We start from the raw sequence: 15045 nt of genomic DNA, 5'->3' as shown, positions 1-15045 counted from the left end.
GGATCTCCTTTGCATGGTGTTGGGGCCTCAGGCCCCGAAATGCCGTTTCAGCGCGTCGAAGCCGCCCTGAAAGACGTTGGTGGCAATCCCAGCGGTCAGATCGGCCTCGTCTTCCGGTTTGCATGAAAATTCCGCCAACCACTCCGCGAAGGTGCGCGCGCCGTCGGTAACCGGCGTCAGGCGCAGCGTCGCCATGTAGTCCCACAGCGGCATGGGCCCCTCCAGCATGGTATAGCTATAGAAGAGGTCATAATCCGACAGGCCCACCAGTTGCTCACGGATGTTGTCGCCGTTCTGCAGATTGAAGTTGCGGATGCAGCCGACCTTGTCGGCAGGCAACGCATCCTCGATCCGGCTGTCGCGGATCCTCGGGTGCCATTTCGGCAGCGCGTTGAAATCGCGCACCCGCTCCCAGACCCGGTCGGAGGATGCGCCGATGACCGAAGAAACAAAGACCCGCGCCATCAGGATTTGTCCTCGCTCTTCTTATCTGAAGTTGGGGCTGCCGCCTTCGCCCGGGCGATCTCGGAGGTCGCGCGGGTCATATCTGAGGCATTGCGGAAAATATCGGATTTCGAGACATTGGCACCGTCGATGCCGATGTCCTTCATCAGACTGTCGACGAATGGCGCCTGCACCCGGTAGCGCAGGGCGGAGTTCATCACCTCGTCGGTGGGGCTGCCGCCCTCGCCGGAACCGTCCCCGCCATTTGCCCAGTCGAGCCCTTGGGTGCCGGAGCCACCAAGCTGCATGATCTTGATATCGGAGACATTCTCCAGCGGTTTGGCACTCGCGGCGATGATGCCTTCCACATGCTCCAACATCTTGCGCTTGAAAAGCGAATGCCGCGCCTCGTCGGTCAGCACGTTTTCGGCCTCATTGATCAGCCGGGCCGCTTCCGCCTCGACGGCCTTGCGCACCTTGTCGCCTTCGGCGATCACACGCATGCGCTCGGCCTCCTTCTCGGCGCGGATGCTGTCGAGCTTCTGCTCGCGGGTGACGCTTTCGGTCTCGGCAGCGGTGCGGGCTTTCTCAGCGGCCTCCAGCGCGCGAGCCTTGGCGTTTTCCGCCTCCACGGCGGCGGCGCTTTCATCGAGCGATTTCTGGTAGAGCGCGATGGCCTTTTCCATCCCGGCCTCTTCCACGGCCTTCTCGCGCTCAATCTCGAGCTTGCGGCGTTCGGTCTGGTGACCGATGCGCGCATCGTCAAGACCGCGCTCAGAGGCGATCCTGGCGCGCTCCACGTCCTCTTGACTGGTGATTTCTGCCTCGCGCAACGCCTGCACGCGGGTGATTTCCAACTGCTCCATGGCCTTCTTACGCTCCAGTTTCCGCGCATCGAGTTCCTGCTCAGCCAGAATCCGCTCTGCGTCCACGGTCTTTTCCTTGGCCACGCGCGCGGCCTCGATGGCCTCATCGGCGGCAATCTGGGCGGCATCCATCGCCTTGTTCCGCGCGATTTCCAGAGACCGGATGCGTTCGTCGCGGGCGATCTTCTCGGCGGTGGTTTCGGCCTCCTTCTCGATACGCTGCTGCTCCACCAGGCGGCGCGACGAAATCTCGGCAGCCTCCACCGCCTCGCGCTGCTCGATCTCGCGCGAACGGACCTCGGCCTCCTTGCTGATCTCGGCGGCGCGCGTGCGCTTCTCCTCCTCGATCCGGGCCTGGGCGACCTGCTCCTGGGCGTTCACATTGGCAACATCGACGGCGCGGTTGCGGGCAATCTCGCGCTCGCGCAGATCCTGTTCATAGGCGATACGCTCAGCAGCCAGTTTCTTCTCCTTGGCGATGCGCGCGGCCTCGACGGCCCGCTCCCTGTCCAGATCCCGCTCCTTGGTGTGCTCCTCGGTCTCGATGCGCTTGACGACGATCGAGGCCTCCTGCGCGATGCGCTGCGCCTCGACCGCCTCGCGGGTGGCGATCTCCGCCTCGTCGATGGCCCGGTTGCGGGCAATCTCCAGCGCCCGCACCCGTTCTTCCTGCGCGATACGCTCCTTGGATGTTTCCTCGGCAGCGGCAATCTGCTGCACGTCCAGCTCGTGCTGACGCCTAATCTCTCTCGCGCGTGTATCCTGTTCGCCGGCGATGCGTTCGGCGGCCAGCGCGGTTTCACGCGCAATCCGGGCCGCTTCGGTGGCCTGTGCCGAGGCGATCTCGGCCTCCTCCAGCACCTTCTTGCGGTCGATTTCCAACGCCCGCGTGGCCTTGTCAGAGGCAATACGCTCGGCATTGACAGTCTTTTCCTGCGTGATGCGCAGCTTCTCCGCCGCCTCCTGTGCTGCGATGGTCGCCTCATCCACCGCCAGGTTGCGCGCAATCTCCTGCTCGCGGGTGGTGCGTTCAAGTGCGATCCTTGCCTCCGTCACCTCTTTTTCCTGCGCGATACGCGCCTTCTCGATGACTTCCTTGGCGGCGATATCGGCCTCGTCGATCATTCGCTTGCGTTCAATCTCCTTCGACTGGGTCTCACGGTCCTTGGCAATGCGCGCTTCCGTCAGCGCCTGCTCCTGCGCGATGCGGGCACGCTCCACCGCCTCCTTGGCTGCAATCTCCGCGGCTTCGGTGTCCCGCTGCGTCTTGATCCGGGATTGCATCAGCACCTGTTCCTGCGCGATGCGAGCCTTCTCCACCGCCTCACGGGTGGATATCTCGGCCTCGTCGATCACCTTCTGGCGCTCGATTTCCTGGTGGCGGATCGTGCGCTCCGAGGCGATACGCGCCTGGGCGATTTTCTCTTCATTGCTGATCCGTGCAGTCTCGATGGATTCGCGGTTCAGCAAGGTCGCCTCTTCGCCCTCCTTCTCCCGTTCGGAGCGTTCGCGTGCCAGCTCGGCGCGCTGCTGCGCCCGGCGGAACTCGATGTCGCGTTCCTGCTCAAGCCGCGCCTCTTCGGAGGCCCGCTCGATATCCAGGGTTTCCTTTTCCGCCTGCAGGTTGCGAGTTCGGATCTGGATCATCGAATCCTGCTCGATGTCGTTGCGCAGCTTGCGGCGCGCCTCGACCTGCTCAATCACGCGGGTCAGACCAATGGCATCGAAGCGGTTCGAGGGGTTGAAATACTGAAGATCGGTCTGGTCGATATCGGTGATCGCCACGCTTTCCAACTCCAGCCCGTTTTTATCCAGCCCCTCCTGCGCCAGCTCCGCCACCCGCGCGGTGACCTCACTGCGCCGGATGTGCAACTCCTCCAGCGTATGCTCGGCCGCGACCGTGCGCAGCGCCGAGATGAACTTGCCTGACAGCAACCGGTGTAGCCGCTCTGGCTCCAGCGTGCGCCGCCCCATGGTCGAGGCCGCGAGGCTGACCGCCTGCTTGTCACCACGCACCCGCACATAAAACTCCACCTCCACATCGACGCGCAGGTTGTCGTCTGTGATCAGCGCCTTTTCCTTTTCGCGGGTAATCGCCAGATCCATCGAATTCATATTGACCGGCGTGATGTCGTGGATGATCGGCCAGACGAAGGCACCGCCGTCAATCACCACACGTTCGCCCAGAAAACCGGTGCGCACGAAAGCCACTTCCTTGGTCGAGCGTCGGTAAAGCCAGTGCATCACCCAGTAGAGGATGAACACGACAATCACCGCGAGGATCAGCCAGAGAATGAGTTGTCCGATGATTTGACCGGTCATGATGCCGCTCCCTTACCGTCCGATTTTCTTGAAAGCCGCGGTCTGCTCCCGCAGCGCAATTTCCGTGGGCAACCGCTCCATCGAGGAAGCGCCGTAGAAGCCATGGCAGTTGCGGGTATTCTTCAGCACGAAATCCGCATCTTGCGGCATGGCCACCGGCCCGCCATGCACCAGCACGATCACCTCCGGGTTCACCTCCAGCGCCACTGCCGCCCACTTGTCGGTCAGCGCCGGGCTGTCCTGCAGCGTCACTGCCGTATCCGCGCCGATAGCCCCTCCCGTGGTCAGGCCAAGATGCACCACGATGATGTCCGCCCCCGCCCGTGCCATCGCCGCCGCGTCTTCCTCAGAGAAAACATAGGGCGTGGTCAGCATGTCTTTCTCATGCGCCATCGCAATCATATCGATCTCATGGCCGTAGCTCATGCCGGTTTCTTCCAGGTTCTGCCGGAAATGCCCGTCGATAAGGCCCACGGTGGGAAAGTTCTGCACCCCGCTGAAGCCCGCCCCCTTCACCTCGTCAAGGAACTTGTCCATCAGGCGGAACGGGTCCGTGGCGCACACACCTGCGAGAACCGGCGTCTTTTTTACCACCGGCAGGACCTCGCCCGCCATCTCCATCACCACGCCGTTGGCGTCGCCGTAGGGCATCAGCCCCGCGAGCGATCCACGCCCAGCCATACGGTAGCGTCCTGAGTTGTAGATTACGATAAGATCAATGCCACCCGCCTCCTCGCATTTTGCCGACAGGCCGGTGCCCGCGCCGCCGCCGATGATCGGCTCGCCCGCGTCCCGCATTGCTCGGAATTTCGTCATCAGTTCGCTGCGGTCAAACATGCGTTCAGGCTCCTTTTGCGCGCGCGGGAGCGCTGTGGAACGACCGGAAGGTGCGCACCACGAGATCCGCGAATTCCGGGTCGTTGATGTTGTGCGGCACCCTGATCAGTTGCCGGTTTGCGGTGGGACGCACGGTATTCTCCAGCGTCCGGAACAGCGCCTTGTCAGCCTCCGGGTCCCAGAAGGGCTGGCCCGGGGCATCGAGCAGGCTGACCCCGCCTTCGGGCAGGAAAAAGCGCACCGGTCCGGTCATCTGGTTGAGCTTCTCACCGATGAAGCGTCCCATGGTGATGTTTTCCTCTGGGGTGGTGCGCATCAGGGTGATCTGCGGGTTGTGTTCATAGAGAAGCCGGCCGCGGTATTTCTCCGGCACGGTTTCGGGCGCGTTGAAGTTCACCATGTCGAGCGCACCGCAGGCCCCGATATAGGGTAGGCCCGCGCGGATCGAGGCACCGAAGCGGTCCTCGTTCGCGGCAAAGACACCACCCGCCACCATGTCGCAGACCTCGGTGGTTGTCAGGTCGAGCACGGCCGAAAGCATCCCGGAAGCGAGCAGCTTTTCCATCGACCGCCCGCCCACGCCGGTGGCGTGGAACACCAGACAGTCGTAATCGTCCTCAAGCGCTCCAGTGACCCGTTGTACACACGGCGTGGTGACGCCGAACATGGTCAGCCCCACCGCAGGCCGCTTATCCATGGATTTCGGCAAGCTGCGCCGCGCCTTGACCATCCCCGCCAGCGCATGCGCACCATTGGCCAACACCTCGCGGGTAATGGAGTTCAAGCCCTGCACATCCGCGACCGAATACATCATGGTAATGTCTGAAGGACCAACATACTGCTCCGTATTGCCAGAGGCGACAGTCGAGACGATCAGCTTCGGCACGCCGACGGGCGGCACACGAAAGCCGGGAGATGCCAACGCCGTGCCACCCGATCCACCGGCCGAGATCAGGCCAGCGATATCATGACGCTCCGAGACCCAGCGCTCGAAGGCCAGGGTCATGCCCGCCACCGCCGTGCCCCGGTCGCCGGTAAAGACGGCGCTGGCGCCGCGCGGGTGGCTTGCGGCGACCACATGCGGCGGGACGTCCGCGCCCGAACGTCCGCCGCTCGTCGACAAATCCACCATCCGCACGGGCAACCCCTGCGCGCGGATCAGGTCGGCCATATAAGTCAGTTCCGCCCCCTTGGTGTCGAGCGTGCCGCAGACATAGACCGTGCCGTGCCCCGGGTTAACGCCGCGCTGCGCCAGCGGCACCACCTCAGCGCTCGGGCCTGCTGCCTCGGTGACGGTGCGGGCCGAGCGTTCCAGCACGGCGACGGGGACAGGCGCGCTCCAACGCGTCGGGGTCGTGGGGTTGGAGAGGTAAATGCGGGTGGGCTGATGCGTTTGGCGCGCGGGCGCATCGGTTTGCGCAGGGGCCTCCGCCCCGTCGGTTTCGTCATGCGCGTGCCGCCCGACGCCCAGCAGTGCCTGCTGCAGATCGCGGTCGCCCGACAGCACCGCGCTTTCCATCACCCGGTTGATCCGGCCATTGACCATAATCGCCACATGCGATGCGACCGAGCAAGCCACGCCGATGTTCTGCTCGATCACCAGAACGTCGATGTCGCCCTCCTGACCCAGACGCAACAGCATCTCGGCCACCTGGTTCACAATCACTGGCGCCAACCCCTCGGTGGGCTCGTCCATGACCAGAAGCCGGGGGTTCAGCAGCAGCGCCCGCCCGATGGCCAGCATCTGCTGTTCGCCGCCCGAAAGCTGCGCGCCGCCATTGGCTTTGCGCTCGGCCAGCCGGGGAAAGACCGCATAGACCCGCTCGATTGTCCAGGCGCCACCGCGCTTTTCCACCAGCCGCAGATGCTCCTCCACGGTCAGCGATTTCCACAACCGTCGGCCCTGCGGCACGTAGCCGATACCCAGCCGCGCTGTCTCCGACGGGCCAAGGTCGGCCAAACTCTGCCCGGCGAAAGAGATTGTGCCCGACGCCCGGCGCTCAAGCCCCATGATCGCCTTGCACATGGTCGTCTTGCCCATGCCGTTGCGGCCCACCACCGACAGCACGCCGCGGTCCAGCGTCAGGTTCACGCCCTGCAGCGCGTGAGACTGCCCGTAGTAGACATGCAGATCGCGAATTTCGAGGATCGGGGTGCTCATGCCGTATCCCCTCCGAGGTACAGCGCCTGAACTTCCGGGTCGTCCTCGATCTCGGCCGGTTTACCCTCCTTGAAGATGCGCCCGTTGTGCATCATCGTGACGTATTCGGAGACCCGCAGGGCCACATCCATGTCATGCTCGATAATGATGTATCCCATATGACCCGGTAGGCCGGTCAGGATATCGACAAGCTCGCGCCGCTCGGTCGGCGACAGACCCGCGGCAGGTTCGTCAAACAGAATGAACCGCGGCGCACCCGCCAGCGCCATGGCAATCTCAAGCTGGCGCTGCTGGCCATAACTGAGGCTGCTGACAGGCGTGTCGCGCGCATCCCAGAGGTTGACCACTTGGGTGAGTTCTTCGGCAGAAGCAACCAGGGCATCGTTCCTGCGCGCGCGCAGAAAGGAGAACCGCCCGCGCGAGACGCCCAGACAGGCGACATAGATGTTGTCGATCACGCTGAGGCCGGTAAACAGCAGCGAGATCTGATAAGTGCGTCGCAGGCCCCGCCGAATCCGCTCCTGCGCGGGGAAGGCAGTAACATCCTCGCCAAAAAGGCGGATCGAGCCTTCGGAGGGTGGGAAATCCCCGGTGATGCAGTTGAAAAGCGTGGTCTTGCCCGCACCGTTAGAGCCCAGCACGGCGCGCCGTTCGCCGGGCTTGACGACCAGCTCGATATCGCTGAGTGCCGCCAGTGCACCGAAGCGTTTGGACATGCCGCGCAGCTCCAGCGCGTTTTCGGTACCGGTGGCACTGAGGGCGTTCATTCGCGCACTTCCCCGGTCAGCGGGTCGCGGTGGCGACTGGCGCGCAGTTTGCTCCAGAGTCCCAAAAGCCCATCTTCGGACCAGAGGACGACCAGCAGAAAGCCCAGCCCGATCAGAAGCTGGAAACGATCCCCCGAGAGACCCACGGCGATCAGGAAATCAACCGCGAAAGTCTTGAGGATCACATAGAGGAACGCGCCGATGAAGGCACCGACCGGGTGACCCAAGCCGCCGACCACGGCAATGATCAGAATGTCGATGGCCGGTTGGATACCAACTGTGCCGGGACTGATCTGCCCCGATTGCCAGGTCAGCAAGATGCCACCGATCCCCGCAGGAATTGCCGAGAACGCGTAAGCCGCCACCCGGTGGGCGGTCACGTTGAAGCCAAGTGCCGCCATACGGCGCGGGTTGTCGCGCACCCCCTGAAGCGCCAGCCCGAAGGGCGCGCGCGACAGGTAGAGCACAGAGAAGTAGGTGACCGCTGCCCAGAACAGGGTCAGATAGTAAAACGCCATGGGCTGGCGCCAATCCACCCCGAACAGACGTGGCGGAAAGACCGAGTTGAAGCCCTGAAACCCGTTGAAGATATCGTAGTTCTGGCGGGTGAAGTAGAAGAAGGCAGCGGCGATGGCCAGGGTGATCATGATGGTGTAAATGCCCACGGTCCGCACCGCCAGCCAGCCGATCACGGTGGCGAAAATCGCCGCGATGATCAGCGCCAGAGGAATGGCAATGAACCAGGGCCAGCCCATGGAGATCGTGTCGATGGCACTGTCGCCGAAGATTGCCACCATGTAGCCAGCAACCCCTGCAAAGGTCATCTGCGCCAGGCTCACCATGCCACCATACCCACCCAGGAACATCAGCGAGGTGGCAATCATGCCGAGGATGAAGGTCCAGCCGAAAATCTGGAACATCACAAAGTCAGAGGCGAAGGCAGGGATGATCAGCAGGATCACCCCAATCACCCAGTAGGGCGCGGTGATCCGCTCGATCCAGACGCGGTCATCTGCGCGCCGCGCGCGTGCCTGGGCGGAGGTGTCGGCCAACGCCATCTCAGGACTGCCCCATCAGGCCCTGTGGGCGGAACGCCAGCACCAGCACCATGATGAGGAAGGTCAGCACCACCGCGTAGGTGGGGAAATAGACCGAGCCGAATTGCTCTGCCAGACCGATGAGCAGCGCGCCGAGCGCCGCACCGGGGATCGAACCCATGCCGCCCACGATCACCACGACCAGCGACGCCAGCAAAAAACGGATGTCCTCACCCGGCGCCGCCGACTGGAAGGTGGCGCCCACCACACCGGCCAACCCCGCAAGCCCCGCACCAAAAAAGAACACGCCAACGAACACCAAATGGGTGCGCGCGCCGGTGGCGCTGAGCATGTCGCGATCATCCACGCCCGCGCGGATCAGCATGCCGATGCGCGTGCGGTTCAGTACCAGCCACATGGCCAGACCAATGACCACCGACGCCGCCAAGATCACGATGCGTACAAGCGGATATTTCAGGTAGGCGGTAACGACCTCGCCGGAACTGCGCACGCGCTGCGAAGTCACCAGCCCCGTCTCCATCGGCCCGCTGAGCCAGGAAGGCGGGTTGATGTTGTAAAAATCGCCGCCCACGCCCCAGAGCATCAGATCCGCCAGCACGATCGAGATGCCGATGGTCACCAGCGTCTGGCGCAGGTCCTGCCCTTCCATACGGCGAAAGACGAGGATCTGCAGCAGCACCCCCATGAACCCCACCACGATGAAGGCAACAGGGAAGGCCAGCAGCCACAGCCCCGTCGCATCGGCGACGAAGAATCCGATGTAGCCGCCCATCAGATAGAGCGATCCATGGGCGAGGTTGACGTTGCGCATCAGCCCGAAAATCAGCGTGAAACCCGAGGCCACGAGGAAATAGAGTCCGCCCAGCGTAATCCCGTTGAAGAGCGCGTTCAGAAAGACCTTCTTGCGCCCGATGGCGTCGGTCAGCCACTCCGGCCAGATCGCGAACACGAGATAGAGCAGGATCAGCAGCACAAGCGCAATGATCGTTGACCAGATCGGGTGACGGGCGGCAAGGGCCCTCATGGCTGCCACCCCGTCCGAAATATAGGCCGCGATGCTGCAGGTTGCGATCGCATGATGTCCTCCCCTACTCCGGATCACTGTCGCATCCGACAAGAGGGAGGTTAGATACTGCCGCCCGCGAACGGCGTATCCAAAAGTCTGCACCATTGCCCGCGGGTCGGTAATTCTGGGGGTCTTACTGGTGCGCCACGCGTTTATACTCAGTCGGCGCGATGCCGACATTGTGGGTGAAAAACCGCGTGAAACTCGCCTGAGACGCAAAACCCAGGTCATGTCCGATTTCGGTTACGGATTTGTCGGTGTAGACCAACTCCTCGATCGCCTGTTCGGATCGCAGCGTGTTGAAATAGATGTTCGGGGTCACGCCGGTCTGCTTTTTGAAGAGTTTGAAGAAATGCGGCCGCGACAGGCCCACTTCGGAAGACAGGCGGTCCAGGCCTTCGTGATCGCTGAGGTATTCCGTCATCATCTTTTGCGACCGTCTAATGCGGAAATCGCTGAACCGGCGGCGCATGGCCAGCAGGTTATTCTGTTTGCTGTACCGCCAGGACAATGCATAGCAACTGGCAGTCAGATCGATCAGCACTTGCTGGGCGCAGAATTCGCCCTCATCCACAAGCATCAAGCTGGTCAGACGGTTGACCATGCTCTTTATCTCGTCGGTCAGATGCAGCTTGGCCGCACCGAAATCGAGCGCGAAATCGGCACTGCCGGTGTTTTCGAGAAACCACATCGGCTTGATGTAGAGAACAAGCGACAGACATGACCCCCCCGGGATCGAAAAGGAATGCGGCGCCCAGGGGCTCACCGCCGCGGCCACGCCGTCGCAACAGGATATCGCTTCGTTTCGGACGCGTACCCGGGGTATTTCTCCTCCGATGCGAAAGATCAGATGTCCTTCGCGGTGCGCATGGGTGGTAATCGGGCGGTCTAGATCATACAACGCTGCCCGCCCAAACTCCCCATGACTAACTGCAAGTGCTTTACTCATGCAGTCCTCCCTTTGGTACGGAACGGCTTCTGTGGCCGATTAACGCGGCTCCAAGGATGCTCATGGGATAGGCACTTGGCAACAAGAAACGCCAGAAACATACTTTTCGGTATATGGCGCACCTTTTCAATACGACCGAGTATAGGCGGTCTTGACGGTGGTGAAGAACTCCGCCGCGTGGCGTCCCTGCTCGCGCGGGCCAAAGCTGGATCCCTTGGCGCCACCGAAAGGAACGTGATAATCTACGCCCGCCGTGGGCAGGTTCACCATGACCATCCCGGCCTGTGCATACCTTTTAAAATGCTGGGAAAATTTTAAAGAGCGCGTGCAGATCCCAGCGGTCAGTCCAAAGGGTGTGTCATTGGCCAGCATCAGGGCATGGTCGTAGTCGCGCGCCCGGATGACCGTGGCAACCGGGCCGAAAACTTCCTCGCGATTGATCCGCATGGCCGGATCGGTGTCGGTGAAAAGCGTAGGCGCCAGGAAAAAACCCCGTGTCCGGCATTGGACCAGCGCACCGCCGGCTCTGAGATTCGCACCGTCCCGGCGCGCCCCGGCGATAAAGTCGAGATCCTGTTCCAGTTGCACCTGATCGACCACCGGCCCCATCTTCGAGGCCGGATCAAGCGCGTGGCCCACCGTCAGGGTGCGCAGCTTTTCAGTCAACTGCTCGACAAAGCGGGCGTGAATATCGTCGGTTACAATCAGGCGCGAGCTGGCCGTGCAACGCTGCCCAGTGGAAAAGAACGCGCCGTCCAGCGCGACATCGGTGGCCAGTTCCAGATCGGCGTCGTCGAGCACCACGAGGGGATTCTTGCCGCCCATTTCCAACTGGAACTTGCGCTGGTGACGCAGGCAGGCTTCGGCCACAAGCTGACCCGTCGCCTGGCTGCCGGTAAAGCTGATCGCGCGCAGCGCCCGGGTGTCCAGCATGGTCTGGCCCACGACGCGGCCTACGCCCATCACCAGGTTGAACACGCCTGCGGGCAGGCCGGAACCGGCGATAATCTCTGCCAAAAGCCAGGCTGTGCCCGGCACAAGCTCCGCTGGCTTGAACACAACCGTATTGCCATGGCAAAGCGCCGGAGCGATTTTCCACGCGGGGATGGCGATGGGGAAGTTCCACGGCGTGATCAGGCCGACGGGGCCAACCGGCTCGCGGGTGATCTCAACGCCGACCCCGGGGCGCACAGAGGGCATAACCTCGCCAGTCAGGCGCAGCGCCTCGCCCGCGAAAAACAGAAAGATCCTGCCCGCACGCTCTGTCTCCGCACGCGCCTCGGACAGGATCTTGCCCTCCTCGCGGGCCAGCATTTCGGCGATCTCGTCACACCGAGCGAGGATCGCATCCCCGATATGTCTCAGAATATCGTGGCGCTGCTGCACCGGAGAGACCGACCAATCCGTGAACGCCGCCTCTGCCGCGGCGATGGCTTGCTCCGTCTCGGCGCGACCGGCTTGCGCGTAGATACCTATCACGTCGTCCGTATCCGAGGGGTTGATGTTCTCGGCAGCTTCACCGCCTTCGACCCAGGCGCCGCCTATCAGGTTCGGTTTCATATCAAGGGCTTACCTTCAGTAAACATCGTGCAGGATGAGATCAAGTTCCGACCGTGAGGCGACCTGTGGCGTGCCGAACCTGGGTTCCATGTAGCCCACGGCTTCCTCGACCTCGGGCCAGGCGATATCGAGCTGCTGGAGGGTCTGCGGCAGCGGCACATCTGCCATCAGGTCAGCAACGAAGTCATACAGCGTTGTTTCGGGGCCGACACCCAGCACGCGCGCGATGACAGTACTATCGCTGGCTTCGCTGGAACTGAGTATTCGCGCCAGCAAGACGCGGTGCAGCAGCGCACTGTCGAGATCGCGGCCCACTGCATGCCCAAAGGAATACCCCAGGGCCTCGACCAGCCCGGTACCCTTCTGCAAGGCAATCGCGCCGTTGAGCGTGGCCGCCATGAGATCACGGTACCCATGTTTTTCACCCGCCCTCGCGCCCCGAGCCTGGGTCATCATCCGGATCCGGGACAAAGCGTCGATGGCTAGACCGTCGGCGAGCGGATTGAATGCCTTGGCGCTCAGAACGCTGAGGCATCGCCCGATGGTCAGCGTCGTCGCCTTGGCGATATCGGCCTCCTGCACATCCCTGATCAGCGTCGGATCGCAGATGATGACACCCGGGGGCGTTGTCTTGAAGCTCATCGCCGGACCGGCTTCGAGGCAAGGGTCGGGCATGCCGTCGATGTTGGGGATCACGAAGAACCGCGGCTGCAGGGATTTCTGACGAACCCGGTCGCGCGTACGGGCATTCAGGGCGCGATATCGCAGGGTGGTGATTTCATGGCGACACTTGCGGCCACGGGCGATACTGCCAGCAGAACCGAAGGCAATGATGACATCGACCGGAGCCTCTTTTTCGGCCTGCGCGGCCGCCCTTGCGGTATCGTATTTGCTATCGGTCGCCGCAATCAGATGCAGCGTGACCTGCGGACAACTGGCCAGGCCCTCTTCGACACGGTCGAGAAATTCACTGCATGCCAGCGCCTCGGGACAAAGGACCAGCGCATGTGCCAGCCGGTTCTCGTCAATCTCGGCGCGCAGCGCTTCCTCTAGCACGTCGCTGGCGAAATGGATCCGGGAATGCAAGGTGATCAGGGTCATCAGGTCACTGGGATTTCGCCTGCATGCCTCAGACGACAGGGCCGCCGGACGGCCCGTCGAAACAGGTCTTGCATGTGTTCCGGGAGGCCGGGCGACGCAGCGCCCGGCCATTGAGGCTCAGTAGGAGCTCCGGCACTCAGGGGTCTCGCGGGATGGCAGCCCGATACCGTCGAACGCCGCCTTGTCCAGACCCAGCATCTGGTTCACGTCATCCACCTTTTTGACCAGCTGCGTGACCAGCGTGCCATCCTCCTGTTCGACCACTTCGGAGACGAAGTTGGTGCCCACCGCCTGGCGGTTTTCATCAAGCGTGATCGTACCGTTCGGCGCCTCCAGCACGAGGTTGGTCAGGCAGTCGCGGAACGAGGCCTGCCCGTCGCTCAGATCCCCCCCGACGCTGTCCATGCACTGCAGCATCGCAGAGGTGGCGTTGTAGTAGCCAGTCGCCAGCAACGAGGGCGAAGGGAACCGCTGCTCGGGTGGGAAGGCGTCCTGATAGGCCTTCACATAGGTCTGCCAGCCCGCGTTGTCCCAGGTATCGGCCTGAGGACCCGCGGATGGGGTGCCGATCAGCGCATTCTTGGCATCGCCCTTGGAGTTCAGCACAGTGGCGTCCACCATAATGGACCCGCCAATCAGGTTCGCGTCGCCGCCCGCCTGCTGGTACTGGTTGAGAAAGTTCACGGCATCACCACCGCCCAGCCCCAGGTAGATTGCGTCCACGTCATCGGGCAGAGCCGCGATGATCGAGCCAAAATCCTTGGTGCCCAGCGGCACCCAGAGCCGCTCTGTCACTTCGCCGCCCGCCTGGCAGAAATCGGTCACGAAGCCCATGACCTGCGTGTAGACAAAGGAGTAATCCTCGCCCACCGTAGCCACGGTTTCCCAGCCCTTCTCATTGAACACGTAGTCGCCCAGACCCACGGACCACTGCGCCCCATCGGTATTGAAGCGGAAGAAATTTTCGGACGGGTCCACGTAAGTGGTTTCCATCGCGCCCGAGATGCCGTTGATGAAGGTAACGTCCGGCTGGGTCTTGGAATAGTCGCGAATGGCAATGCCTTCAGAGCCCGAAAGTGGTCCGATGACGATATCCACGCCGTCCTGCTCGACCAGCTTGCGGGCTCCGCGCACGGCACTGTCGGGGGAGGTGTCGGTGGACTGGATCACCAGCTCGACCTCGCGGCCACCCGCCTTGTTGTCGGCCTGTACCAGAGCCGTTCTGAGGCCGTGCACACCATCCTCGCCCAATGCGGTATAGGTCCCTTCCAAGGTGGCTAGAACCCCGATCTTCAGCGGCTCGGATTGCCCCTCTGCGGCGGCGGACTGTGCCGCCAGCGTCATCGTCAGAACCGAAGCGCTCGTGATCAATTTCGTTCGCATGTTTTCCTCCCAGTGGATATCTTCGGGTTTTCGTTTTTCCCGGACAAACCATGGCACAGGCCCGGAACGACCCAGATATCCACGGGTCACCAGCCATAGCGAAATGTCTGTTTTTTGGGTCCGTTACATTACTGCAGTAGCCGGGCTGTGAGAGCCGAAGCTGCTTCCGTCGGCGTGATCACCGATGAGTGCCTTGCCTTCGGTCGGGATGCCGGTGTTGTAAGAAGGCCAGTTCCTGGTCTTGTACTTCGTAGGGGCCCAACTGCTCATGCACCTCAGCTATCATCTTGGATTCCCAACATGAATCCCACAAGCCGGTTGCGCGACAAAGCCGATTAGGACTGTTGTGCTGCCCAAAGACTGGAGATTGGCACTGCTGCTAGATCCTCTCCGAGCGGAACGACGTCATTGCCATCGTATAGAACTGCTCCGTATGCAAAGCGTTCACCGCGGGCTAGGCTCAGGACTCATAACCAGTAAGTAACGATTGCGGCGAGTGCGATTGCTGAGAGGAAGACCTTTGGGCATCTG

At 62.4% G+C, this 15045-nt stretch carries 11 protein-coding genes; all 11 read right to left on the bottom strand.

The window, feature by feature from the left end:
• Positions 1 to 27: 27 nt before the first annotated feature.
• Positions 28 to 465, bottom strand: a complete 438-nt coding sequence (locus tag Q1A75_RS19450; protein ID WP_299549076.1) for an SRPBCC family protein — start codon at positions 463 to 465, stop codon at positions 28 to 30.
• A complete protein-coding gene (locus tag Q1A75_RS19445; RefSeq protein WP_299549074.1) occupies positions 465 to 3632 on the bottom strand; it encodes a flotillin family protein in 3168 nt (1055 codons plus the stop codon). Before Q1A75_RS19445 ends, Q1A75_RS19450 begins: the two co-directional genes overlap by 1 nt.
• A 12-nt stretch (positions 3633 to 3644) precedes the next feature.
• Positions 3645 to 4469, bottom strand: coding sequence for a phosphoenolpyruvate hydrolase family protein (locus Q1A75_RS19440; protein WP_299549071.1), 825 nt, complete (start codon positions 4467 to 4469; stop codon positions 3645 to 3647).
• 4 nt (positions 4470 to 4473) lie between these two features.
• Complete coding sequence (locus Q1A75_RS19435; protein ID WP_299549068.1) at positions 4474 to 6630, bottom strand: ABC transporter permease; 2157 nt, start codon at positions 6628 to 6630, stop codon at positions 4474 to 4476.
• On the bottom strand, positions 6627 to 7397 hold the full coding sequence (locus tag Q1A75_RS19430; RefSeq protein WP_299549065.1) for an ABC transporter ATP-binding protein: 771 nt from the start codon (positions 7395 to 7397) through the stop codon (positions 6627 to 6629). The genes Q1A75_RS19435 and Q1A75_RS19430 overlap by 4 nt, the downstream gene beginning before the upstream one ends.
• Complete coding sequence (locus Q1A75_RS19425) at positions 7394 to 8455, bottom strand: branched-chain amino acid ABC transporter permease (protein ID WP_299549062.1); 1062 nt, start codon at positions 8453 to 8455, stop codon at positions 7394 to 7396. Before Q1A75_RS19425 ends, Q1A75_RS19430 begins: the two co-directional genes overlap by 4 nt.
• A 1-nt stretch (position 8456) precedes the next feature.
• Complete coding sequence (locus Q1A75_RS19420; protein WP_299549059.1) at positions 8457 to 9479, bottom strand: branched-chain amino acid ABC transporter permease; 1023 nt, start codon at positions 9477 to 9479, stop codon at positions 8457 to 8459.
• Between the two features lie 175 nt (positions 9480 to 9654).
• Positions 9655 to 10470, bottom strand: a complete 816-nt coding sequence (locus Q1A75_RS19415; protein WP_299549056.1) for an AraC family transcriptional regulator — start codon at positions 10468 to 10470, stop codon at positions 9655 to 9657.
• 126 nt (positions 10471 to 10596) lie between these two features.
• Positions 10597 to 12030, bottom strand: coding sequence for an aldehyde dehydrogenase family protein (locus Q1A75_RS19410; RefSeq protein ID WP_299549053.1), 1434 nt, complete (start codon positions 12028 to 12030; stop codon positions 10597 to 10599).
• A 15-nt stretch (positions 12031 to 12045) separates the two neighbouring features.
• Positions 12046 to 13131 (bottom strand): iron-containing alcohol dehydrogenase, encoded by a 1086-nt coding sequence (locus tag Q1A75_RS19405; RefSeq protein ID WP_299549050.1) that lies wholly within the window; start codon positions 13129 to 13131, stop codon positions 12046 to 12048.
• Positions 13132 to 13248: 117 nt separating this feature from the next.
• Complete coding sequence (locus tag Q1A75_RS19400; protein WP_299549047.1) at positions 13249 to 14514, bottom strand: ABC transporter substrate-binding protein; 1266 nt, start codon at positions 14512 to 14514, stop codon at positions 13249 to 13251.
• Positions 14515 to 15045 lie beyond the last annotated feature (531 nt).

It is taken from the genome of uncultured Tateyamaria sp. (genome assembly GCF_947504105.1).
Lineage (GTDB): Bacteria > Pseudomonadota > Alphaproteobacteria > Rhodobacterales > Rhodobacteraceae > Tateyamaria.
The sequence above is the reverse complement of the archived record's forward strand: the minus strand, read 5'-3'. Positions and strand labels throughout refer to the sequence as shown.